The organism is Enterobacter sp. R4-368 (assembly GCF_000410515.1).
Classification (GTDB): Bacteria; Pseudomonadota; Gammaproteobacteria; order Enterobacterales; family Enterobacteriaceae; genus Kosakonia.
This window is the reverse complement of record NC_021500.1, coordinates 2,035,824-2,058,899: the sequence shown is the minus strand read 5'-3', so window position 1 is coordinate 2,058,899 and position 23,076 is coordinate 2,035,824. Positions and strand designations below refer to the sequence as shown.

The 23,076-nt window shown below is 53.0% G+C and carries 18 protein-coding genes; 10 read left to right on the top strand and 8 right to left on the bottom strand.

Features of this window, described 5'->3' with window-relative positions:
- Positions 1 to 244: 244 nt before the first annotated feature.
- Together H650_RS09675 and H650_RS09670 are read left to right on the top strand one after the other, a co-directional pair.
- The gene (locus tag H650_RS09675; protein ID WP_020455085.1) at positions 245 to 1,888 is read left to right on the top strand and encodes a sensor domain-containing protein; all 1,644 of its coding nucleotides are present in this window, start codon (positions 245 to 247) and stop codon (positions 1,886 to 1,888) included.
- Positions 1,889 to 2,767: 879 nt separating this feature from the next.
- On the top strand, positions 2,768 to 4,096 hold the full coding sequence (locus tag H650_RS09670; RefSeq protein ID WP_020455083.1) for a sensor domain-containing diguanylate cyclase: 1,329 nt from the start codon (positions 2,768 to 2,770) through the stop codon (positions 4,094 to 4,096).
- 20 nt (positions 4,097 to 4,116) lie between these two features.
- Here H650_RS09670 and H650_RS09665 read toward each other — a convergent pair whose 3' ends face one another.
- On the bottom strand, positions 4,117 to 5,259 hold the full coding sequence (locus tag H650_RS09665) for a trans-sulfuration enzyme family protein (RefSeq protein WP_020455082.1): 1,143 nt from the start codon (positions 5,257 to 5,259) through the stop codon (positions 4,117 to 4,119).
- Between the two features lie 10 nt (positions 5,260 to 5,269).
- Positions 5,270 to 6,640, bottom strand: a complete 1,371-nt coding sequence (locus tag H650_RS09660; RefSeq protein WP_044489477.1) for a pyridoxal-phosphate dependent enzyme — start codon at positions 6,638 to 6,640, stop codon at positions 5,270 to 5,272.
- 395 nt (positions 6,641 to 7,035) lie between these two features.
- Here H650_RS09660 and H650_RS09655 point away from each other — a divergent pair, with 395 nt between their 5' ends.
- The 5 genes from H650_RS09655 (at position 7,036) to H650_RS09635 (ending at position 12,045) form a co-directional block, all read left to right on the top strand.
- Entirely contained in the window at positions 7,036 to 8,058 is a 1,023-nt protein-coding gene (locus H650_RS09655) for a methionine ABC transporter ATP-binding protein (RefSeq protein ID WP_020455080.1), read from the top strand.
- Entirely contained in the window at positions 8,051 to 8,719 is a 669-nt protein-coding gene (locus tag H650_RS09650) for a methionine ABC transporter permease (RefSeq protein ID WP_020455079.1), read from the top strand. The genes H650_RS09655 and H650_RS09650 overlap by 8 nt, the downstream gene beginning before the upstream one ends.
- A gap of 18 nt (positions 8,720 to 8,737) precedes the next feature.
- A complete protein-coding gene (locus tag H650_RS09645; RefSeq protein ID WP_025263848.1) occupies positions 8,738 to 9,550 on the top strand; it encodes a MetQ/NlpA family ABC transporter substrate-binding protein in 813 nt (270 codons plus the stop codon).
- A gap of 157 nt (positions 9,551 to 9,707) precedes the next feature.
- Positions 9,708 to 10,889, top strand: coding sequence for an acetyl-CoA C-acetyltransferase (locus H650_RS09640; protein WP_020455078.1), 1,182 nt, complete (start codon positions 9,708 to 9,710; stop codon positions 10,887 to 10,889).
- A gap of 475 nt (positions 10,890 to 11,364) precedes the next feature.
- Positions 11,365 to 12,045, top strand: coding sequence for an oligogalacturonate-specific porin KdgM family protein (locus H650_RS09635; RefSeq protein ID WP_020455077.1), 681 nt, complete (start codon positions 11,365 to 11,367; stop codon positions 12,043 to 12,045).
- A 333-nt stretch (positions 12,046 to 12,378) separates the two neighbouring features.
- Here H650_RS09635 and H650_RS09630 read toward each other — a convergent pair whose 3' ends face one another.
- The gene (locus H650_RS09630) at positions 12,379 to 13,554 is read right to left on the bottom strand and encodes an oligogalacturonate lyase family protein (RefSeq protein ID WP_020455076.1); all 1,176 of its coding nucleotides are present in this window, start codon (positions 13,552 to 13,554) and stop codon (positions 12,379 to 12,381) included.
- Positions 13,555 to 14,053: 499 nt separating this feature from the next.
- On the opposite strand from H650_RS09630, the gene kduI reads away from it, so the two are divergent.
- The 3 genes from kduI to araE all read left to right on the top strand — a co-directional run bounded on the left by kduI (position 14,054) and on the right by araE (position 17,448).
- Complete coding sequence (gene kduI, locus H650_RS09625) at positions 14,054 to 14,890, top strand: 5-dehydro-4-deoxy-D-glucuronate isomerase (RefSeq protein ID WP_044489724.1); 837 nt, start codon at positions 14,054 to 14,056, stop codon at positions 14,888 to 14,890.
- A gap of 60 nt (positions 14,891 to 14,950) precedes the next feature.
- Positions 14,951 to 15,712: a 2-dehydro-3-deoxy-D-gluconate 5-dehydrogenase KduD gene (gene kduD, locus H650_RS09620; RefSeq protein ID WP_017457661.1), complete on the top strand. Its 762-nt coding sequence runs from the start codon at positions 14,951 to 14,953 to the stop codon at positions 15,710 to 15,712.
- Positions 15,713 to 16,029: 317 nt separating this feature from the next.
- On the top strand, positions 16,030 to 17,448 hold the full coding sequence (araE, locus tag H650_RS09615; RefSeq protein ID WP_020455074.1) for an arabinose-proton symporter AraE: 1,419 nt from the start codon (positions 16,030 to 16,032) through the stop codon (positions 17,446 to 17,448).
- Between the two features lie 33 nt (positions 17,449 to 17,481).
- Here araE and H650_RS09610 read toward each other — a convergent pair whose 3' ends face one another.
- The 5 genes from H650_RS09610 to H650_RS09590 all read right to left on the bottom strand — a co-directional run bounded on the left by H650_RS09610 (position 17,482) and on the right by H650_RS09590 (position 23,034).
- On the bottom strand, positions 17,482 to 18,612 hold the full coding sequence (locus tag H650_RS09610; protein WP_020455073.1) for an oligogalacturonate lyase family protein: 1,131 nt from the start codon (positions 18,610 to 18,612) through the stop codon (positions 17,482 to 17,484).
- Between the two features lie 66 nt (positions 18,613 to 18,678).
- Positions 18,679 to 19,968, bottom strand: a complete 1,290-nt coding sequence (locus tag H650_RS09605; protein ID WP_020455072.1) for an ABC transporter substrate-binding protein — start codon at positions 19,966 to 19,968, stop codon at positions 18,679 to 18,681.
- 140 nt (positions 19,969 to 20,108) lie between these two features.
- Entirely contained in the window at positions 20,109 to 21,236 is a 1,128-nt protein-coding gene (locus tag H650_RS09600; protein ID WP_020455071.1) for an ABC transporter ATP-binding protein, read from the bottom strand.
- 12 nt (positions 21,237 to 21,248) lie between these two features.
- Positions 21,249 to 22,151 carry a carbohydrate ABC transporter permease gene (locus tag H650_RS09595; RefSeq protein ID WP_017457666.1) on the bottom strand — a complete coding sequence of 301 codons (903 nt, stop codon included), beginning with the start codon at positions 22,149 to 22,151 and terminating at the stop codon, positions 21,249 to 21,251.
- Complete coding sequence (locus H650_RS09590) at positions 22,144 to 23,034, bottom strand: carbohydrate ABC transporter permease (RefSeq protein ID WP_025263850.1); 891 nt, start codon at positions 23,032 to 23,034, stop codon at positions 22,144 to 22,146. The genes H650_RS09595 and H650_RS09590 overlap by 8 nt, the downstream gene beginning before the upstream one ends.
- Positions 23,035 to 23,076: the final 42 nt, after the last annotated feature.

The following is a 23,076-nucleotide window of genomic DNA, read 5'->3' as shown; positions in this document are numbered from 1 at the left end:
ACGTCAGTATTTTTATTGATAAGCACGTATAATTAAAATCTCCATAATTACTCCACAATTCTTCGTTTTTTGATCGTTTTTAATTGATCGGCATCTGCTGAGGTTTCTTTAACGATAAATAACTGTTTATTTATTGAGGTTCTCTATAAATGATATAGCCGCATAATATTACGGCTGGGTGATATTGAACCTGTTATTACTTTCAATTAGGATGTTGCCGAACTCTTCTTTAAGAAAAAAGATTATGCATTCTGAAAATGATATTTTCGGCTCTGAGAATATGCTTGCCGCACTCGAAAATGTTCACGATGCTGTCGTACTGCTGGATAGTACGGAAACCGTGTTTTTCTTTAATCGCGCGGCAGAGAAATTATGGGGCTACCCACGTATTTCAGTGCTGGGCTGCAAAGCCTCGACCATTCCGTTATTTGGCGCGCTGGATATGCTGCCCGGCGAAATGGAAAGTGAACGCGCGCTGACGGTGATTTCGTCTACCGGGGAAGAAACCTCGCTGGCGGCGACCATCAGTTATGAAGGTGCAAGAGGCGACCGTGCGCCTTGCCGCGTCGTGGTGCATATCGATCAGGAGCGCGTCACTAAGCTTTCCACGTTTGATCGTTTAACCGGGCTGCCCAATCGCAGCGCGCTGCATCACTATATTGATCAGATGATCGCAGGCGACATTCATCAGCGCGCCGCGTTTTTCTTTCTCGATCTCGACCATTTTAAAGATGTGAATGATGCGCTTGGTTACGCCGCCGGGGACAACGTGCTGGTGGCGATAGCGCAGCGTCTGCTGAGTGAATTTTCACGTCAGGGCTTTGTCAGCCACGCCGATAGCGACGCCTTTGTGCTGGTGATCCCGGACTGTGATTACACGCGTGCCACCAGCATTGCGCAGAAGATCCAGGCCCTGTTCCGTATGCCGTTCAATGTCGCCGATCTGGCGCTGAATGTGACGGTCAGTACCGGCATCAGCGTCTACCCGGATCACGGCGCCTCGCGCGATGGCCTGCTTAAACATGCCAACCACGCCTCGCATCTGGCGAAAGCGGCGGCCTCCGGCGGTTATCTGTTTTTCAGCCCGGAGATGAACCAGGTCGATCAGGAACGTTTAAAACTGGCGGCGGCGTTAAAGCTCGCTATCGCCAGTAACCTGCTGCATTTGCACTATCAACCGCAAATATGGCTGAAGAATGGCGAGCTTTATGGGGTTGAAGCGCTGGCGCGCTGGACAGATCCGGTTCTTGGCGATATTCCCCCCGGAAAATTTATCGCCCTGGCCGAGGAGACCGGTGAGATTGAAGCCATTGGCCGCTGGACACTCCATGAAGCTTGCCGCCAGATGGCGGAGTGGCGCAGCAACGGTATTCACGTGCCGGTGGTGTCGGTAAATCTTTCACCAATTAACTTCTATAACAGTAGTCTGCCGCACTATATCAACTATCTGTTGCGCCAGTACCGGATCCCGGCCAGCAGTCTGACCATTGAGATCACCGAAGGGGTGATGATGGATAAGCGCCCGGAAACGATGGAAGTGATTTGCGCGGTACGCGAGCTCGGCGTTGGCCTGTCGATGGATGATTTCGGCACCGGTTTCTCCTGCCTGTCACGCCTGGCGCACCTGCCTATGACCGAGCTGAAAATCGATCAAAGCTTTATGCGCGATCTCAGTGAAGGCAGCAAAATGAAAGCCATTGCCACCACGGTGGTGAAAATCGGCCAAAGCCTGCACCAGACGGTGGTAGCCGAAGGGGTGGAGACCGAACAGCAGCGTAATCAGCTACGGGATTTGCAGTGCGATATCGCTCAGGGATATCTCTATTCCCGGGCGTTAAATGCCTCGGCGTTGGCAGGGTGGTTACAAAGCCGACATGCAGCGCAATAATAAAAGAAGTGAGTTTGCAAGGTAGCAGCAGTGGCCCAGGCCCGCAAGGAGTGCGAGCCGGAATATATCCCCCGTTATCGGGGGATTATTTTATTGTTTTAATACCCATCTCGCCGATTCAGCTAAAAAACTTCAATACCAGAAGAAATAAGCAAAAGAATAACATTCCCCACGACATCTGGCGGTGCGCCTGGCGCGCCGGGTTGACGCTGGTGGTTTTATTTTTGCGGTTATCGCTATTCATTGTTTTTATAACCCTGCACTAATAACAAACCCGCACCAGGCCTTGCGGCGCGGCGTGGGTGATGAGTAAAGCGTTGTGGCTATACCGCCAAAGTAAATGCGGTAACGTTATTTTTATTTTATAGATAGTATTAATTAATTCGTCTTTATATATCGCTATTGTCTTGCGTGATAAATATCGATGGCGATAATCGGTGAAGAGAAAATATATTAACCGGAAAATTTAAAAAATCCAGGAGTAATTTGCCTTAAGGTAAATTAATTGCTTTAAATAGATGCGCTCTATAATTTCTTATTGTAATTAAGGTGACGATAAATAAATTGCAGGTTCTGGCCACGTTGCCGAGAGATAAAAAAATAAGCTGCATGAAAAAGTCTGACGAAATCGTGTACAGTGTGGCTATTATTACTTCTGGTGATTGAAAACAGGGTAAGCAGGCGCAAAACCGACATCTCGAAGCAGAGATGTTGCAGAAAAAAACGCCCAAAGTAAGTATGAATCTTATTCACTTTCATTGGGTTAAGGCGCAGCTTAGCAAAACAGATAGATATATTTTTGTGGTGAATATTTCTTGCCTTCACCACGCTGACCAGGCAAGTTGTTGCGCGCATAGCGGGCCATGCGGAACAGAAACCATGAATAATGACAAAAAACGGCTGGATCACCGGGAAGAAGATGCCAAACATCTCTTCGAATTGCTGCACAACAATTCTGACTGGGTGTGGGAAGTCGACGCGCAGGGACGTTATACGTGGTCTTCCGACGTCGTAACGGAATTGCTCGGCGTACCGCCTGACCAGGTGATTGGCAAAACCCCTTTTGATTTTATGCCGCCGGGCGAAGCGGAACGCGTGGCGGGCGCGTTTGGTGCCATTGTGGCGGAGAAGCGTGCGTTTTCTGGCCTGGTCAACCGTAATCAACGCGCCGATGGCAGCATTGTGGTGCTGGAAACCAGCGGCATCCCGCTGTTTGATGAGCAGGGTGAGTTGCGCGGTTATCGCGGTATCGATCGCAATATCTCCAACCTCGGTGAACGGGTGCTGCAACTGGAGACCATTTACGAAACCACGCCGGTGGCGCTGTGTATGATTGACCGCCACGGGCGTCTGGTGATGTCCAACAAGGCGATGGCGAAATTGCTGGGTGAGGCGCTGGAAACAGAGGATCACTTTCAGCGTTTGATGCCTGATTACTGGCCCTTTTTCCTGACGGATTTCGCGCTGGCGGATAAGGGCGAGGCGTTGCCGTCACGCGAGTTGGGCTGGCGCGATCGTTGTTACGATATTCAGGCGGTACCGGTACATGACGCCATGGATATGGTGGTGGGGCTGTCGGTCACCTGGGTCGATATCACCGAACGTCGCCAGGCAGAGCACAAGCTCGCCAGCGCGAATAAAGTGTTACAACAGTACGCGCAACACGATCATCTGACCGGGTTGTTTAACCGGCGCTATATGGATGAGTGTCTGCTGAGCGAGATTTCCCGCGCTTTGCAGGAGGATTTCCCGCTGTCGGTCTGTCTGGCGGATATCGACTATTTCAAAAACTATAACGATACCCAGGGGCATCAGGCCGGGGACGATTGCCTGCGCCTGGTTGCCCGCACGCTCACCTCGTCACCCTTGCGCAGCGGCGATAACGTCAGCCGTTACGGTGGCGAAGAGTTTCTGATTATCCTGCCGGGAACCAACCTGATGCAGGCAATGAATGTCGCCGAAGATGTGCGCAGCAATATCAACGCGCTTAGCGTACCGCACGCGGCCAGCCCGACCGGTTTTTTGACCATCAGTATCGGCGTGGCGACACTGCAAACGGGGCAAGTGCACTTTGAAGATAAACCGTTGCATATGATTGCCAGCGGTCTTATTCACCGGGCCGATACGGCGCTGTATGCCGCGAAAAAACAGGGCCGCAACCAGGTGGTATCGGCGTGGGACAACCCGTTAACATCGCAGGGAGCCTGATGGCTCCCCGATTTATGTGCTTACGCCAGCGCGTTTTTCCAGTCAGCAATCAGATCCTGTTCATCTTCGATGCCCACCGACAGGCGGATCAACTGCGGTGTGATGCCGTTTGCCAGGCGCTGTTCAAGCGGAATTGACGCGTGAGTCATGCTAAACGGCTGGCTGACCAGGCTCTCCACACCGCCGAGGCTTTCCGCCAGCGTAAACAGTTTTAGCTTATTGATAATCTCTGTCGCCCGCGCGTCATCACCTTTGATGACCACCGAAATCATGCCGCCCGGCAGCGCCATCTGCTTGCGCGCCAGCTGATACTGCGGGTGCGATTCCAGCCACGGGAACCACACTTTCTCTACCTGCGGCTGTTGTTCCAGCCAGCGGGCGAGCGCCAGCGCGTTGCTGCTGTGGCGCTCCACGCGCAGGGAAAGCGTACGAATGCCGCGCAAGGTGAGGAAACTACTGAACGGATCGAGCACCCCGCCGACGGCATTTTGCAGATAACCGAGTTTTTCGGCCAGCGCCGGGTTATCACCGACCACGGCCAAGCCGGCAACCACATCCGAGTGCCCGTTCAGGTATTTCGTGGCCGAATGCACCACGATATCAAACCCTAACTCCAGCGGGCGATGGATAACCGGCGATGCGAAGGTGTTATCCGCCACGCTGAGAATAGTGTGACGTTTGGCGATGGCGGCAATCGCCGCCAGATCCGCCAGCTTCAGTAACGGGTTGGTTGGCGTTTCCACCCAGATCATCCGTGTGTCGGGGCGAATGGCAGCTTCGAGACCTGCGAGATCGTCCGGTTTTACCCAGCTCACCTGTAATCCGGCGCTGCGGCGGCGCACATTTTCAATCAGGCGATAGGTGCCGCCGTACACATCATCAATCGCCACCAGATGGCTGTCTTTATCCAGCAGTTCCAGCACCGTGGAGATGCTGGCGAGGCCCGAAGCAAACGCGTAACCGCGCGTGCCGCCTTCCAGTTCGGCGATCGCCGTTTCCAGCGCGTGGCGTGTCGGGTTGCCGCTGCGCGAATATTCGTAGCCGGTGTGTTGGCCAGGCGCAGGCTGTGCGAAGGTGGAGGTGGCGTAAATCGGCGGCATCACCGCGCCGTGTTGGTCGTTGAATGCGCCGCTGTGGACGCTCTGCGTTGCCAGTGTTTTCATTTTATTTCCCTTATTGTTCAAGACGGTTGCGCCAGGTGGTCAGTACATCGCTGCGGGTTATCAGGCCAACAAAGTGGCCGTTGTCGGCGATCACCGCTACCAGGCCGCGATCAAAAATGGCGTACAGCGCGCTTTCCGGCGCGTGTTTATCGAGGATTTCCACGTTGCGGGTCATCGCCGCTTTCACCGGCAACGCGAAACGTGCACTGTCGCCGCGCACGTGGCTTATCAGATCCCATTCGTCAACAATCCCCACCACCTGACCGTTTTCCAGCACCGGCAGTTGCGAAATATCGTACAGCCGCATGCGCGCCAGCACGGCGGCGAGGCTATCCTCTGGCGCAGCGGTGACGGTTGCACCTTCGTCGTGGCGCAGGGCGATAAAATCCGTGAGATCGCCGTTAGAAGGGCGCGTGAGCAACCCTTGCTGGCGCATCCAGTCGTCGTTGAACATTTTCGACAGATATTTGTTGCCGCTATCGCAGGCGAACGTCACCACGCGTTTCGGCGCGGTTTGCGCCTGGCAGTAACGCAGGGCAGCGCTGAGCAGCGTCCCGGTGGACGATCCCGCCAGGATGCCTTCCTGTTGCAGCAGTTCTCTGGCGGTGGCGAAGGCTTCGCGATCGGTAATACGAAAGGCTTTGCGCACACCGTCAATGTGTGCCAGCGGTGGAATAAAATCTTCGCCAATGCCTTCAACCAGCCAGGAACCTGGCGTGCTGTAACGACCATGTTCCACCTGATCGGCGAGGATCGAACCGGCCGGATCGGCCAGCACAAATTCGGTGTGCGGCGAGTGTTTAGCAAACCAGGCTTGCAATCCGCCAAGCGTGCCGCCGGAACCCACGCCAACGACGATGGCATCGATTTTACCGTCCAGTTGTTCAAAGAGTTCCGGCGCGGTTGTCGACGCGTGTGCCAGCGGGTTGGCGTCGTTATTGAACTGGTCGATGTAAAACGCGCCCGGCGTCTCTTGCGCCAGGCGGCGCGCGTAATCCTGATAGTAAGCCGGATGGCCTTTGTTCACGTCTGAGCGGGTGAGCACCACTTTCGCGCCCAGTGCGCGCAGGTGGAAAATCTTCTCGCGGCTCATTTTGTCCGGCACCACCAGCACCAGTGAATAACCCTTTTGCGCAGCGATCAGCGCCAGTCCCAATCCGGTGTTACCGGCGGTGGCTTCAATAATCGTCCCGCCGGGTGCGAGCAAACCGAGGCGTTCGGCTTCGTTAATCATCGACAGCGCGACCCGGTCTTTAATCGAACCGCCAGGGTTCTGGTTTTCCAGTTTGAGAAATAATTCGCATGGCCCGCTCGCCAGTTTATGTAACTGCAACAGCGGTGTTTGACCGATCAATTCGGTTACAGAATGGAAGACTGACATTGTAGATTTACCCGTTAACATTCGTGATGAGCGGATGATAGGTCTGTCATTTTGCCTGTTTAAATAACCTTTATTCGGCGTTTAGAGCGATTGGAAATATAAACCTCTGTTTAGCCATCAGGACGGCGAGCCATACAGTCGTCCGGATGGATTGATTGCCAGAAAAGCGGATTTTAGCGCTGATTTCAGACACTTTTCCTCTTCTCTCCATCGCAGTTATGCAATTTCCGGCAATGCAATGCGAAATAAAGTCTTATCGTCAAAACCCCTGTTCCACCGCTGTTAGCGTGTTTAGTTATAAGTAATGTCTATTTGGTTATTTGAATTATAACTACGGCTGATTATTATCTTCTGGACATCCATACTGCTAAACTGCCAAACGGAAACACCAACGAATGATCGTCCTCAGGAATATCTCCAAGATTTTCGACCAGGGAAAGGCATCGATTACCGCCGTCGACAGCGTCAATCTGACGGTTGAGCAGGGGCAGATTTACGGCATTATTGGCTACAGCGGCGCCGGGAAAAGTACGCTGATTCGCTTGCTGAACGGTCTGGAAAAACCCACCTCCGGCAGCGTTGTGATTAATGGTCAGGACATTGCCGCCGCTCGCGGGGAAACGTTGCGCCAGGCGCGGCTGAAGATCAGCATGGTCTTTCAGCACTTCAATCTATTGTGGTCACGCACGGTGAGCGAAAACATTGCGTTTTCGATGCAAATTGCCGGTGCGCCAAAAGCGCAGATTAATGCCCGCGTGGCGGAACTGATTGAGCTGGTGGGGCTGAAAGGGCGCGAAAAGGCTTACCCATCGCAGCTTAGCGGCGGGCAGAAACAGCGTGTTGGCATTGCCCGCGCGCTGGCGAATAACCCGGATGTGCTGCTGTGCGATGAAGCCACCTCGGCGCTGGATCCGCAAACCACCGATCAGATCCTCGATTTGCTGCTCGATATTAACCGCCGTTTCAAACTGACCATTGTGTTGATCACCCATGAAATGCATGTGGTGCGCAAGATTTGCGACCGCGTGGCGGTAATGGAGAACGGCAAAGTGGTGGAAGAGGGCGATGTGCTGAGCGTCTTTACCCATCCGCAGCAGCCGATCACCAAACAGTTTGTGCGCCAGGTGAGCCAGTATAAAGAAGAAGAGGCGTTCAACCCGGAGCTGAACAGCGATCTGGACGGTACGGTGATCAAGCTGACCTTTACCGGCCACAGCACGCACCAGCCGATCGTCGGCGAACTGACGCTGCGCTATGGTCTGCCGTTTAACATTTTGCACGGCAAGATGTCGCAAACCGCGCACGGCATATTTGGACAATTATGGGTGAACGTGAAGGCGACCCCGGAACAACTGAACAATATCCTTGCAGACCTGAGCAAGACGGATATTGAAAGCGAGGTCGTGACGCATGGCTGAATCCCTCTTTCCGCACCTGAAATGGGCGCAACTCTGGGCGGCGACGCAAGAGACACTGTATATGACAGCGCTGTCGGGCGCGGCGACTTTTGTACTGGGGATCGTGCTCGGTCTGGCGCTGTTTCTCACCGCGCGCGGCGGCCTGTTCCAGAATCGCACGTTGTACAGCGTGATTTCGATTGTGGTGAACGTCTTCCGTTCTATTCCGTTCATCATTTTGATTGTGCTGCTGATCCCGTTTACCAAAACCCTCGTTGGCACCATTCTTGGCGCGAACGCCGCGCTGCCTGCGCTTATCGTCGGTGCCGCGCCGTTTTATGCGCGCCTGGTCGAGATTGCGCTGCGCGAAGTGGATAAAGGGGTGATTGAGGCGACGCGTTCGATGGGCGCGCGGTTGAGCACACTGGTATTTCGGGTGTTACTGCCCGAGTCATCACCAGCGCTGGTGTCCGGGATTACCGTGACGCTGATTGCGCTGGTGAGCTACAGCGCCATGGCCGGCGTTATCGGCGCTGGCGGGTTGGGCAATCTTGCTTATCTGGAAGGATTCCAGCGGAACCATAACGACGTCACGCTGGTGGCGACAGTGACCATTCTTATCATCGTCTTCATCATCCAGTTCTGCGGCGACGTGATTACTTCTCTGTTAGATAAACGATAATTATTGGAAACCAACATCATGAAAAAAACACTGACACTGATTGCCGCAGCCACCCTCAGCGTGCTGAGCTTCTCCTCCTGGGCGGATACGCTGACTGTGGGCGCGTCAAACGTGCCGCACGCCGAAATCCTTGAGCAGGCGAAACCGATTCTGGCGAAACAGGGAATTGATCTGGAAATTAAACCATTCCAGGACTACATCCTGCCGAACACGGCGCTGGCCAGCCGTGAACTGGATGCCAACTACTTCCAGCACATTCCGTACCTGAATAGCGTTATCAAAGATCACGCGGGCGACAAAACCTATGATTTCGTCAGCGCAGGCGCTATCCATATTGAGCCGATTGGCATTTACTCCAAAAAATACAAATCGCTGAAAGATCTGCCGCAGGGCGGCAAAATCATCATGCGTGATGCGGTGTCTGAAGAGGGGCGCATTCTCTCTATTTTCGAAAAAGAGGGCGTCATCAAGCTGAAACCGGGTATCGACAAAGTGACGGCGCGTATTGATGACATCGTTGATAACCCGAAAAAACTGCAGTTCCTGCCGAACGTCGAAGCAGCGCTGCTGCCGCAGATGTACAACAATGATGAAGGCGATGCGGTGGTGATCAACGCCAACTATGCGATTGATGCCGGTCTGGATCCGGTTCACGATCCGATCGCGGTGGAAAGCGGTGAAAACAACCCGTATGCCAATATCATCACCGTACACCGTGGCGACGAGAAGAAAAAAGATATCGTGGCGCTGGTGAACGTGCTGCACTCCAAAGAGATTCAGGACTGGATCCGCACCAAATATAAAGGCGCGGTGATCCCGGTTAACAACTGATTTTCCCCTTCTGCGCGGCCTTGCTGGCCGCGCAACTTGCCGCTGCTTTCCCGCCTCTGACTTTCGCTGTGACTAATCTCACCAATTTTAAACAATCGAGTTAATACTTGTTAACAATGCACTACTATTGCCGGGTTGAACAACTGCGGGGGTAGAGATGAAAGATGTCGTGATAGTCGGCGCGGTTCGCACGCCTATCGGCTGTTTTCAGGGCGCATTGTCACGCCTCTCTGCCGTTGAGTTGGGCAGCCAGGTGGTGCGCGCATTGATTGAGCGTAGCGGCGTGCAGCCACAAGATATCGACGAAGTGATTTTAGGCCAGGTGCTGACAGCAGGCGCCGGGCAAAACCCTGCGCGGCAGTCGGCGATCAAAGGCGGCCTGCCGAATACGGTTTCGGCAATCACCATTAATGACGTCTGCGGCTCCGGGCTGAAAGCTCTGCACCTGGCCTCTCAGGCGATCCAGTGCGGCGAAGCCGATGTGGTGATCGCCGGTGGGCAGGAGAATATGAGCCGTGCGCCGCATGTGCTGACCGACAGCCGCACCGGCGCGCAGCTCGGCAACAGCCAGCTTATTGATAGCCTGGTGCATGACGGGTTGTGGGACGCCTTCAACGATTATCATATGGGCGTAACGGCGGAAAACCTGGCGCGTGAATATGGCATCAGCCGTGAACGCCAGGATGAATGGGCGTTAAGCTCGCAGCATAAAGCGCGTGTCGCTATCGATTCCGGGCGTTTTCGCGATGAAATTGTGCCGGTAAGTGCGTTGGATGCAGCAGGCCAGACGCAGGTTATCGATACCGATGAACAACCGCGTACCGACCCCAGCGCGGAAGCGCTGGCGAAACTCGCCCCCGCTTTTGAACAAAGCGGCTCCGTCACCGCCGGTAACGCCTCGCCGATCAATGACGGTGCGGCGGCGGTGCTGGTAATGAGCGAAGCAAAAGCGCAGGAACTGAATTTACCGGTGCTGGCGCGCATCCGCGCGTTTGCCAGTGTCGGCGTCGACCCGGCGTTAATGGGCATTGCGCCGGTTTATGCCATGCGCCGCTGCCTTGAGCGCGCGGGCTGGCAGCTCGATGATGTCGATCTGATTGAAGCGAACGAAGCCTATGCGGCGCAGGCGCTGTCGGTCGGTAAAATCCTTGAATGGGACGAGAAGCGGGTGAATGTCAATGGCGGGGCGATAGCGCTTGGCCACCCGATTGGCGCTTCCGGCTGTCGTATTCTGGTTTCGCTGGTGCATGAAATGCAAAAACGGCAGGCCCGTAAAGGGCTGGCAACCTTATGCATCGGCGGTGGCCAGGGCGTGGCGCTGGCAATCGAACGCGATTAATCTGACTTTAAGTTAAATAAAACCTTCCTGCTGGAAGGTTTTATTATTTTTGGTACCCATTACCGCTCGCGTTTCAATTTAATTAAAACTTCCACCTTTCCAACTAATAATTTTCCTGGCTTATTCAAAATCACTTCTTCAGCGCTGGTTATTAATATCGTACCCTGCGTGACCATTATGTCTGCAAGCGATAAGCGTGCTTATTATTAATGGTTTTGTTTTGTAGGTATCTGTTTTATTTTATGTTTTTAATTTGTATTTGAATTTGTAAGTTAACAGTTAATAGAAAATCGGTGTGATCTTTATCATATTAATTCGCCGTTTTCGGGAAAATATATTGATATTCATCACGCCGTTATACATAGTTCCGTTCCATGCAAATATTTACGATCGCGATCACTAAAATAAAGTTACCAAAAAAATAAAATGAAATTCCATAAAAATGGAACATAATTTTAATTATTGAGGTAATCTCATGTTTAAGAAAACTCTGGCTCTTGCTTCACTCCTTGGCGCTTCCTTTGCTTCACAAGCCGTCACCGTGGATTTACGTCATGAATACATCGACAGCGGCTCCAACGCCGATCGCGTAGCGGTTTCTCACCGTTTCGATAATGGCTTAGGTTTCGGTGTTGAAGCGAAATGGAAATCTGGCGGCGATGACGCCGACAAACCGTTAACGGAAATCGTGGGTAACGGCCACGAAGAGTCCATTAACTGGCGCTGGGCTGCGACGCAGAATTTTGCGTTAACACCGGGCTTTAATATCGAAAGTAAAGATACCAACTCCATCTATAAACCGTATCTTCATGTGCAATACAGCTTTGATAACGGCGTCTATATTGCCGGTCGTTATCGCTACGAATACACACGTAACCCGGATTCCAATACCGTTGATAACAAGGTCAATAAATTTGATACCTGGGTCGGCTGGGCGATGGGCGACTACCGTATTGAGCTGAACTATGTTTACGCGAAGAGCACCGAAGATGTTATTCGTGAAAACAACAAAACCTATTCCAACGAATATAACGCCAAGGTGGCGTACAAACTGGATAAAAACTGGTCCCCGTATGTGGAAGTGGGCAACGTGGGTGTGAAAAGCACCGACGAACGCCAGACCCGTTTCCGCCTCGGTGTAGCTTACTCTTTCTGATTGTCTGAACTACCTGTGTTACCCTCACAAAAACCCCGGAGCCATTGGCCGGGGTTTTTTATATTTATGCCCGCCATACTCACCGCAATCACTTACTTCAGTTAGCTCCCGGAAACTCGCTGCGTTGCCGCCTTCCTGTGACTCAAATTATTCAGGGCAGACCTGAGCAAATGCAAAAAGCACTCTCCAAAAGTCCAAAGAAAGTAACGAACCTGTAGCGAAAAGTAAGGCAGCCAGCACACCAGTGGCTGAAAGTATGACGGGCAAGAACGGCACAAAAAAAAGCCCCCCAGGAGGAGGGCAAGGCCAGTTACAGAAACACTAACTCAAAGTTTATGCTTGCAACATTACGCGTTGCTCAGGAAGTTTCGCGATATAAAGCGCCGGTTTACCGTCTTTATCGGAACTAAACAGAATCGCACTGTCGTCCGGTGTGAACGACGGATGCGGATGCGTTACCTGGCGGCTGTTGGCAACCGTTGCCCAGGAGGTATCGTGGCGCGCCACGCGGAAATAGGCTTTTTTCGCCACGTCGAAAACATACAAATACGGATCGTTATCAATGGTGTAACCGCTGGTATCTTTCACATCCACCGGCGTGCCGGAACCATCGCCGACCAGTAATGTGCCGTCGAAGTTGCTCATCAGATGTGAACACGCAGGCATCGGCATCACCGCGTCGTTCACGCCGGTATCCGGGTTGAAGCTGTAAATCATGCGCCCCTGTTTGCCTTTCAGGTAAGAGACGTACACCAGCGCGGAACCGTTCGGCACCCAGAATTCGTGGGTACAGCTTTCGCCTTCGGCGTGATCTTTAACTTTGCGCACATGGCTGCCGTCTTCATTGACCAGCCACATCCGCGCATCCACCAGATCGTGCGGGCCTTCGTGGCAAAACGCCACGGTGTTGTCGTCGAATGGGCGATAGATCGGGTGCCCCAGCCAGTTTTTCTCTTCATGGATCACGCTGCTTTCGCCGCTTTGCAGATCCACGCGCAGCAGACGGCAGTGCGGGCCTTTATGAAAGAAATCATGGAACAATTTCCAGTCATTGAGCGGCGTCCAGTCGCTGGCGGCGATCTCAATCCCAACCAGTTTGCTGCAATCGCTGTTTGCCACCCAGGTGCCGTAGCCGACCCACTCGTCCGGTACGCGATAAATTTCGCGCTCGGCGAGCGTCTGTAAATTCACTTCACGCAGCGTGCGATCGTTTTTCACATAATATAAGGCGCTGTCATCCGGCGAGAGGAAACCGCCAAAGGTGTTATCGCCCGCGCCTTCCGTTAACTGCACGGCTTCGGCTTTCGCGATATCCAGCAGGTAATAATTCCAGTGGCCATCAAATTCACCAGCAAACAACAGGTGGCTGCCATCATTGAAAAAACACTTCTGATAGAAGTAGTTCCGGTGGCAGGTCACTTCCGGTGGTGTTAAGCGGGTGACTTCCGCGCCGGTATCCGGATCGCGGCTGATTGCGTAATTGAGTTTTACCCGCATGCCTTTCGCCATATTTCACTCCTTTAGATGGTCCGGTGGGAAAGTTGCGCCCCAATGATGACCACAGATGATTACAAGTTTAAAAATAGAGTATTAATTTATCAAAACAACGTTTCAATATGTGTGATTGCTGACGCACTTTATAAGAAAACAACGTCTGTGAGCCGGATGAATGCGAGGTGAAAAAGCGTTTGTGCTAGCGGGCTTTGATTTTACACACAAAAATTACTGATTAGCCGTCAAAACTCAAAGACGATCTTAACTTATTGTTTGCTATGATTTATTTAAATTTACTCTCATAGCCTAACCGGTAATGACGCACTGTCAACGCCAAACAATCGTGATCGGACTTACAGATTTAATAATAAGTCGCAGAAAAATTGAAACGTTGTTTTATTCAAGATTGAAAACATGTTTTAGCCGGGATAAGATGCGCCTAATGAAGAAACGGAACACTGTTTCTGCGTTTCGTTGAGTGACGTTTCGGTCAAAATTTACTTCGGAGGTTATTGTGGAAGTCAGACAAAGCATCCACAGTGCGCATGCGAGAACGCTGGATACCCAGGGCCTGCGCAATGAGTTTTTAGTCGAAAAAATATTCGCTGATGACGAATACACCATGGTTTACAGCCATATCGACCGCATTATTGTCGGCGGTATTAAACCGGTGAATAAAACCGTTTCTGTCGGTGGCGAAGTGGGTAAACAGCTTGGCGTGAGCTATTTCCTTGAGCGCCGCGAACTGGGCGTGATTAATATCGGCGGCCCGGGCACCATCACCGTTGATGGTCAGTGTTATGAAGTTGGTCATCGCGATGCGTTATATGTCGGAAAAGGCGCCAGAGAGGTGGTTTTTGCCAGCATAGATAGCGCGAAACCGGCCAAGTTTTACTACAACTGCGCACCCGCACACACCACCTTCCCAACGAAAAAAGTGACGCCAGCCGATGTCGCACCAGTGACACTTGGCGATCCGCTGACCAGTAACCGTCGCACCATTAACAAATATTTTGTGCCGGACGTGCTGGAAACCTGCCAGTTAAGCATGGGGCTGACCGAGCTTGCGCCGGGCAACCTGTGGAACACTATGCCGTGCCATACCCATGAGCGCCGCATGGAAGTGTACTTCTATTTCAATATGGAAGAAGACGCCTGCGTATTCCATATGATGGGGCAGCCGCAGGAAACGCGTCACATTGTGATGCATAACGAGCAGGCGGTCATTTCTCCCAGCTGGTCAATCCATTCAGGCGTTGGTACGCGTGCGTATACCTTCATCTGGGGGATGGTGGGTGAGAACCAGGTCTTTGATGACATGGATCACGTCGCTGTAAAAGATCTGCGCTAATAGCGGGCAGCATAAAACCATGCCTGTCCAACACAGGCGCTGATAGATTAAGGAATAAACATGATTCTGGATGCATTTTCTCTTCAAGGTAAGGTTGCGGTAGTCAGCGGTTGCGACACCGGTCTGGGCCAGGGTATGGCGCTGGGCCTGGCGGAAGCGGGCTGCGATATCGTCGGTATCAATATTGTTGAACCAACAGAAACCATCGAGCGCGTGACCGCGCTGGGCCGTCGTTTTCTTAGCCTGACCGCCGATCTGCGTCAGATCGACGGCATTCCGGCGCTGCTGGAGCGCGCGGTAGCTGAGTTCGGCAAAATCGACATTCTGGTAAACAACGCCGGTTTGATCCGCCGCGAAGACGCGATCAACTTCAGCGAGAAAGACTGGGACGACGTGATGAACCTGAACATCAAGAGCGTATTCTTTATGTCCCAGGCGGCGGCAAAACACTTCATCGCGCAGGGTAACGGCGGCAAGATCATCAACATCGCGTCGATGCTCTCTTTCCAGGGCGGCATCCGCGTACCGTCTTACACCGCGTCAAAAAGCGGCGTCATGGGCGTGACGCGTCTGCTGGCGAACGAGTGGGCGAAACACAACATCAACGTTAACGCTATCGCGCCGGGTTATATGGCGACCAACAACACTCAGCAACTGCGTGCCGACGAGCAGCGTAGCGCCGAGATCCTCGATCGCATCCCGGCGGGCCGCTGGGGGCTGCCGAGCGATCTGATGGGGCCGGTTGTGTTCCTGGCATCAAAAGCGTCTGACTACATCAACGGCTACACCATTGCGGTTGACGGTGGCTGGCTGGCGCGTTAATTCGCCTGGCATTAGCTGCATAAAAAACCTGCCTGCGGGCAGGTTTTTTTATCTCTGCGTATTAATTGTCCATATCTGATGAATAGAAAAATCCATATCCTTTTATCTTAATTCGCAGACTATTGATTAAAAATCTTTAAAAATAAGTAAGTTAAAATTAGTTTAGTGCTTAAACTATATTTTCAAAATTGTAAACTCCATCACAAAACACCATGCCACAGCGTATTTATCCATATCTTCGCGTTTTCAGCACTGACGCTTTGACCCGTCGCTGACTTACTTTCATAGGACGTCTTATTCTGTGTAGGCAGGAAAAAATGACTTCTATCAGTAATGATTCCGTAGCTTTACCGCGCGCCCTGCGTGATACCCGGCGTATGAATCTGTTTGTCTCGGTGTCGGCAGCGGTTGCCGGGCTGTTGTTTGGTCTCGATATTGGGGTGATTTCCGGCGCGCTGCCGTTTATCACCGACCATTTCACCTTATCCAGCCGTTTGCAGGAGTGGGTGGTGAGCAGCATGATGCTGGGCGCGGCGCTGGGTGCGCTGTTTAACGGCTGGCTCTCTTTCCGCCTTGGGCGCAAATACAGTTTAATGGCGGGCGCGGTATTGTTTGTCGCCGGCTCGCTCGGTTCCGCGTTTGCCGCCAGTGTGGAAGTGCTGCTGCTTTCCCGCGTGTTGCTCGGGGTTGCGGTCGGCATTGCGTCTTACACCGCGCCGCTGTACCTCTCTGAAATGGCGAGCGAAAACGTGCGTGGCAAGATGATAAGCATGTACCAGTTAATGGTCACGCTGGGCATTGTGCTGGCGTTCCTGTCGGATACCGCGTTTAGCTACAGCGGCAACTGGCGGGCAATGCTCGGCGTACTGGCGCTGCCAGCGGTGTTGCTGATTATTCTGGTGGTGTTCCTGCCTAATAGCCCGCGCTGGCTGGCGCAAAAAGGGCGGCATATTGAAGCGGAAGAGGTGCTGCGTATGCTGCGCGATACCTCGGAAAAAGCGCGCGAAGAACTTAATGAAATCCGCGAAAGCCTGAAACTGAAACAGGGCGGTTTCCAGCTGTTTAAAGCTAACCGCAACGTGCGCCGCGCCGTTTTCCTCGGCATGTTATTGCAGGCGATGCAGCAGTTCACCGGCATGAATATCATCATGTATTACGCGCCGCGCATCTTCAAAATGGCCGGGTTTACTACCACGGAACAGCAGATGATCGCCACGCTGGTGGTGGGGCTGACCTTTATGTTTGCCACCTTTATCGCGGTGTTTACGGTAGATAAAGCCGGGCGCAAACCGGCGCTGAAAATTGGTTTCAGCGTGATGGCAATTGGCACCTTGATCCTTGGCTACTGCCTGATGCAGTTTGATAACGGCACTGCGTCGAGCGGGTTATCCTGGCTTTCCGTTGGTATGACGATGATCTGTATTGCCGGGTATGCAATGAGCGCTGCGCCGGTAGTGTGGATCTTGTGTTCTGAGATCCAGCCGCTGAAATGCCGCGACTTCGGTATCACCTGCTCGACCACCACTAACTGGGTGTCGAACATGATTATCGGCGCGACTTTCCTGACCTTGCTGGACGCGATTGGCGCGGCGGGCACCTTCTGGCTCTATACCGCGCTGAATCTGGCATTTGTCGGCGTCACTTTCTGGCTGATCCCGGAAACCAAAAACGTCACGCTGGAACATATCGAGCGCCGTCTGATGTCGGGTGAAAAACTGCGTAATATCGGCGTGTAACAACATCCCTCTCCCGGGCGGGAGAGGGCAAAATTACACCCGCGTCAGGTAGAGCGCGGGCATGCCTTCGGCATCGGAGGTGTAGAGTACCCACTGGTTATCTGGCGAGAAAGACGGGTGCGGGTGAGTGACCTGGCGGTCGCCATCCAGCACTTTCCAGCTACTGTTATGCTGGCAAATCGCTTTCTGTTCGCCGCTATGAATATCAAATACCCAGATAAACGGATCGTTAAGGTGGATATCCCCGGTGTGATGCGGCGCGCCGTCGCCAACCACCAGGCTGCCGTCTTGATTACTCATCAGGTGCGAACAGGGCGGGATCGCCATCAACTGCTGGTTTTCCAGCGTGTTCGGATCCGCGCTGTAGAGATACCGGCGCGGATCGTTTTCCTGGTGCGCCACGTAATAGAGCGCGGAGCCGTCCGGCACCCAGAATTCATGGGTAAAACTTTCTCCCGGCTTGTGCTGGCGCACTTTGCGCACATTGCTGCCATCTTCGTTAATCAGCCACATACGTGCATCAATCACATCGCGCGGGCCTTCGTGGCAAAACGCCACGGTGTTATCGTCAAACGGGCGATAGATCGGGTGGCCAAGCCAGCGTTTTTCCTGCAACAGGGTCTCACGTTTACCGCTTTGCAGATCAATGCGGATCAAGCGGCACTCCGGATGAGTGAAGTAGAAATCGCGGAATTTTTGCCAGTCGGTAAGTGGCTGCCAGTCACTTTTCTTGATTTCGATACCAACCAGTTTTGTGCAACCGGAGTTGGCGACCCAGGTGCCGTAAGCCACCCATTCATCGTCGACTTCGTAGACGATATGCTCTTCGAGCGTCTGCAAATCCACGCGGCGCAGTTCGCGGGTATTTTTCACATACCACACCGCGCTGTCATCGGCGGATAAAAAGCCGCCGAAGGTATTATCGCCCGCGCCTTCGGTGAGTTGTGTCGCTTCGCGGTTTGCGAGATCCAGTAAGTAGTAATTCCAGTGGCCTTCAAACGCGCCGCCGAAAATCAGTTTCTCGCCGTCGCGGGTAAAGCATTTTTGATAGAAGTAGTTACGGTGACAAATAATATGCGGCGGCGTCAGCCGGATAACTTCCTGCCCGGTTTTGTCGTCTTTCTGGCTGCGGAAGGTGAGAGAGACTATTTTCCCCTTTGCCATTACCTGCTCCTTAGATAAAAAAATACCCTGCCGCGAACGGGCAGGGTATGTCATTGCGGTAAAACCTTAGCGCATGGCGCGTTTCAGAATACGTTCAGCCTGACGCTGGAAGTCGGCTGCGGTTTCTTCAACGGATTTCTGGCCATAGTCGATGTACTGAATTGCGGTACCGAACTGGGCAACAATCTGCGGATCGTCAAAGTAAGGCGATACCGAGAGTTTGGTCGGCAGAGACTGCGCCAGACGCAGACCCGCAACCGCCGGATCGGCCTCTTTGATCGCGCCATTGGCGGTCAGCGTTTGCACCGCGGCTTTGCTCAGCGGCACACCGCGCTCCAGACCCAGCGTTTCCGCGCCTTCTTTGCTGTTCAGCAGGAAGTTGATCACCTGGGCCGCCTCTTTCGGATGCTTGGTGGATTTACCGATCGACAGCATTTGCGCCGGTTTGAAGAACAGGCCCGCGTCTTTCGCGCCCGGCAGCATCGGGTAGTCACCCAGCACCAGTTTGGCTGGTGGCTTCAGGTTGTCGGAGTATTTGGTGATGGTGGAGTTCCACATGTAAGTACCGGCCCATTCACCTTCGATCCACGGCTTCATTTCATACATGTTGCTCTTACCGAATGACGCGTAGTACTTAGCGTCCGGCATCACGTGGCTATCGACCAGTTTTTTATACATCTGGAAGAATTCGACCCACTGCTCGCTGGTGTAGCTGAATTTCTTCGCTTTTTCATCCACGGCAGGAATGTTGTATTTCTGCACCATGTAGGAGTTCAGCAGCGCCAGCGTATCCTGGTGCTCCAGCACTACCGGGTAGTACTGTTTGCCGAGCTTGCTTTCAAAGGTTTTGCCCGCGGCTAACAGCTCATCCCAGGTTTTCGGGAAGGCGACGCCCGCTTTTTTCCACTGCTCGTCGTTGAAGTAGAACACGCGTGCGGTGACGGAGATTGGAATGCCGTTCAGCTTGCCGTCAACGGTGGTGGACTGCAGCTCTTTAGCGTCGAACTGGCTTAAATCAATAATGTCTTTTACCTGGTTCAGGTCGTAAAAACCGTCGCCATTTTTGGAGAAAATCGGCAGCCAGTTCCAGTTGGTCTGCATCACGTCCGGCTCGGTGCCGCCCGCGATTTGCGTGGTCAGACGGGAGAGGTGGCCGTCCCAACCGGTGTATTCGGATTTAACGGTAATGTCCGGATGCTGTTTATGAAACTCTTCCAGCGCTTTTAAGGTGACCTGATGACGACCGTTGCCCCCCCACCAGGACATACGCAGATCAACATTATCAGCGGCGGTTGCGGGTACAGCGCACATGCCCAGAGTTGCGGAGATGATGGCGCCGGTAAGCACTTTTTTCATTTTTATACTCCAACGTTTAGTTAAATTTCATTCTTCAGGCTGCCCCTTTGTGGCTGCGTTGATGTCTGCCGGCGACTTACTTGCGTAAGTGCCGGGAGACACCGACTTGCCGCGCCGGGGCATCGCGAATGATTTCGTCGTTATAAGGAAATGTTCTGTTCTGTTTTCGCGTCAAAAATATGACACTTATTCATATCAAACTTAAAGTACACCTTCCGGTGAAGCCCCTTTGCAATCATTGGCTTAGCTTCATCAGAAGGGATTCGGGCGGTCAGTTCGTAGTCGCCAACTTTCAGGTAAACAAAGAACTCGTGACCCATGTTTTCGACGCGCACCAGCTCACCGGAGCCGCAATCGTCGCTGTAAGGCTCATCTGAAACGGAGACAAACTCCGGGCGCACACCAAAGAACACCTCTTTGTCGGCGTAATCGGCGACTTTCTCCTGCTGATAAGCGTTCAGCGCCAGCGTTTCATGACCAACGGTGATGTGCAGTTGGTCGGCTTTTTTCACGATTTTCGCCGGTTTGATGTTCATCTCCGGCGCGCCGATAAAGCCCGCCACGAACATATTTTTCGGGAAGTGGTAGAGGTTATCCGGGGTATCCACCTGCATGATATGGCCGAGTTTCATCACGCAGATACGGTCGCCCATGGTCATTGCTTCAGTCTGATCGTGCGTGACGTAAACGGTGGTCGCCGGTTTACCGGATTTCTTTAACTGCTTGTGCAGGTCGGAAATACGGATACGCATTGAGGCGCGCAGCTTGGCGTCCAGGTTCGACAGCGGTTCGTCAAACAGGAACACATCCGGCTTTTTCACAATCGCGCGGCCCACCGCCACGCGCTGCGCCTGACCACCAGAAAGCTGGCGCGGCAGGCGGTCCATCAGCTCTTCCAGTTCGAGGATCTTCGCCGCTTCATCAACCTGTTTGTTGATCTCCTCTTTCGGCATCTTGCTGAGCTTGAGGCCGAACGCGAGGTTTTCACGTACCGTCATGTGCGGGTAGAGCGCGTAGTTCTGGAACACCATCGCGATACCGCGTGATTTTGGCGCGAGGTTGTTGACGATCTTCTCGCCGATGCGCACTTCGCCGCCGCTGATGGTCTCCAGACCTGCCAGCATACGCAGCGTGGTGGATTTGGCGCAGCCGCTTGGGCCGACAATCACCATAAATTCGCCATCGGCAATTTTCAGGTCGATACCATGTACCGCTTTGAAGCCGTTGGAGTAAACCTTTTCCAGTTTGTTGAAAATAACTTCAGCCATGATACTTCCCTCTTAACCTTTAATTCCGCTGCTGGTCACGCCCTGTACGAAGTAGCGCTGTGCCAGGAAGAAGACAATGATGGACGGCAGAATGGAGATACTCGCCATTGCCAGAATTTCGTTCCACGGCGCACCTTCGGTGACGTCGATGGACATTTTCAGCGCCAGTGCGATCGGGTATTTATCCACGCTGTAGACATAAATCAGCGGCCCGATAAAGTCGTTCATTGACCACATGAACTGGAACAGCGCCACGGAGATAATCGCCGGTTTCAGGATTGGCACTACCACGTACCACAGCACCTGCCAGGAGTTACAGCCGTCGATTTGTGCCGCTTCTTCCATGTCGCGCGGTACGCCGCGTAAAAACTGAATCAACATAAAGACGAAGAAACCGTGTGTCGCAAACGCCGTTGGCAGATACAGCGGCATGTAGCTGTTGAGCATGCCCATTTCACGGAACATCAGGTATTGCGGGATCAGCAGCACGGTGCTTGGCAGCAGCATGGTGGCGATAAGCGTACCGAACCAGAAGTTCTTCCACGGGATCTCAAAGCGGGCAAAGCCGTAAGCCACAATGGTGGAAGAGATAATGGTCAGGATCACTTTCGGGATCACATACTTAAAGGTATTCAGCATGTAATGACCGAAGGTGTATTCGGTGCCGGTTTTCCAGCCGTTAATAAAGCCGTCCCAGGTGGCGTGGGTGGGCCACAGCCCCAGCGTGGTGAAGATCTCGTGGTTCGGTTTGAACGACGCCGAGAACATCCACGCCAGCGGGTAGAGCATTAACAGGCCGACAAAAAGCAGGATCGTATAGCGGATCCATGCGCTGATTTTCTCGCGGCGCAGCGTGCGCGCCACTTCACGTTCGGCTTCTTTCATGCCCGGCGTGAGATGTTGGATATCAGCCATTTTTGCCTCCCTTATCGGCAGAGTAGAACACCCAGTATTTCGAAGACTTAAAGGCGATGGAGGCAAAGACTGCCACCACCAGGAACAGCACCCAGGCCAGCGCCGCGCCGTAGCCCATGTCGAAATACTTGAAGGCGGTGTCGTAGATGTAGAGCGAGAACAGATAGGTGTAATAGGTCGGGCCGCCGCCAGTAATGACATACGGGCCGGTAAATTCCTGGAACGCCTGGGTGGTCTGCATGATGAAGTTGAAGAAAATAACCGGCGTAATCAGCGGCACGGTGACTTTCATAAACATCTGCCATTTGCTGGCGCCATCGATCATCGCTGCTTCGTACTGGGATTGCGGTACGTTCTGCAGCGCAGCAAGGAAGATGACCATCGCGGAGCCGAACTGCCAGACGCGCAGCAAGGTGACGGACATCAGCGCCAGCGACGGTTCGCCAAGCCAGTTAATCGGATCCAGACCAAACACGCCGATAAAGCTGTTCAGCAGGCCATCAATAGCGAACAGTGCGCGCCACAGTACGGCGATCGCCACAGAGCTACCGAGAATGGACGGAATGTAGTAAGCCGTGCGGAAAAAACCGATGCCGCGAAGTTTAAAGTTGAGCACAAAGGCAATCCCCAGCGCGAAGGCGAGCTTCAGCGGGATTGTCAAAAATACATACGCAAAGGTGACGCCCATTGATTTCCAGAAGAGCGTGTCTTCGGTAAACATGTAGCGATAATTCTCAATGCCGTTAAATACCGGCGGGCTCATCAGGTCATACTCAGTAAAACTGAGAAAGAACGATGAGATGAATGGGAAAGCCGTAAAGACTATCAACCCAATAACGTAGGGCGATATCCAGGCCAATCCCAGTAGTCTGTTTTCATTCATACATACCTACCTGGCGAACAATGTGTAATACGGATTCGGAGA

Bases quoted from the DNA above. Each gene is read 5' to 3' on its own strand.
- H650_RS09640 (WP_020455078.1), top strand. From the start codon at position 9,708: ATGAAAGATGTCGTGATAGTCGGCGCGGTTCGCACGCCTATCGGCTGT.
- H650_RS09665 (WP_020455082.1), bottom strand. From the start codon at position 5,259: ATGAAAACACTGGCAACGCAGAGCGTCCACAGCGGCGCATTCAACGAC.
- H650_RS09610 (WP_020455073.1), bottom strand. From the start codon at position 18,612: ATGGCAAAGGGGAAAATAGTCTCTCTCACCTTCCGCAGCCAGAAAGAC.
- H650_RS09650 (WP_020455079.1), top strand. From the start codon at position 8,051: ATGGCTGAATCCCTCTTTCCGCACCTGAAATGGGCGCAACTCTGGGCG.
- H650_RS09590 (WP_025263850.1), bottom strand. From the start codon at position 23,034: ATGAATGAAAACAGACTACTGGGATTGGCCTGGATATCGCCCTACGTT.
- H650_RS09670 (WP_020455083.1), top strand. From the start codon at position 2,768: ATGAATAATGACAAAAAACGGCTGGATCACCGGGAAGAAGATGCCAAA.
- H650_RS09675 (WP_020455085.1), top strand. From the start codon at position 245: ATGCATTCTGAAAATGATATTTTCGGCTCTGAGAATATGCTTGCCGCA.
- H650_RS09655 (WP_020455080.1), top strand. From the start codon at position 7,036: ATGATCGTCCTCAGGAATATCTCCAAGATTTTCGACCAGGGAAAGGCA.
- H650_RS09595 (WP_017457666.1), bottom strand. From the start codon at position 22,151: ATGGCTGATATCCAACATCTCACGCCGGGCATGAAAGAAGCCGAACGT.
- H650_RS09635 (WP_020455077.1), top strand. From the start codon at position 11,365: ATGTTTAAGAAAACTCTGGCTCTTGCTTCACTCCTTGGCGCTTCCTTT.
- H650_RS09600 (WP_020455071.1), bottom strand. From the start codon at position 21,236: ATGGCTGAAGTTATTTTCAACAAACTGGAAAAGGTTTACTCCAACGGC.
- kduD (WP_017457661.1), top strand. From the start codon at position 14,951: ATGATTCTGGATGCATTTTCTCTTCAAGGTAAGGTTGCGGTAGTCAGC.
- H650_RS09605 (WP_020455072.1), bottom strand. From the start codon at position 19,968: ATGAAAAAAGTGCTTACCGGCGCCATCATCTCCGCAACTCTGGGCATG.
- H650_RS09645 (WP_025263848.1), top strand. From the start codon at position 8,738: ATGAAAAAAACACTGACACTGATTGCCGCAGCCACCCTCAGCGTGCTG.
- H650_RS09660 (WP_044489477.1), bottom strand. From the start codon at position 6,640: ATGTCAGTCTTCCATTCTGTAACCGAATTGATCGGTCAAACACCGCTG.
- H650_RS09630 (WP_020455076.1), bottom strand. From the start codon at position 13,554: ATGGCGAAAGGCATGCGGGTAAAACTCAATTACGCAATCAGCCGCGAT.
- araE (WP_020455074.1), top strand. From the start codon at position 16,030: ATGACTTCTATCAGTAATGATTCCGTAGCTTTACCGCGCGCCCTGCGT.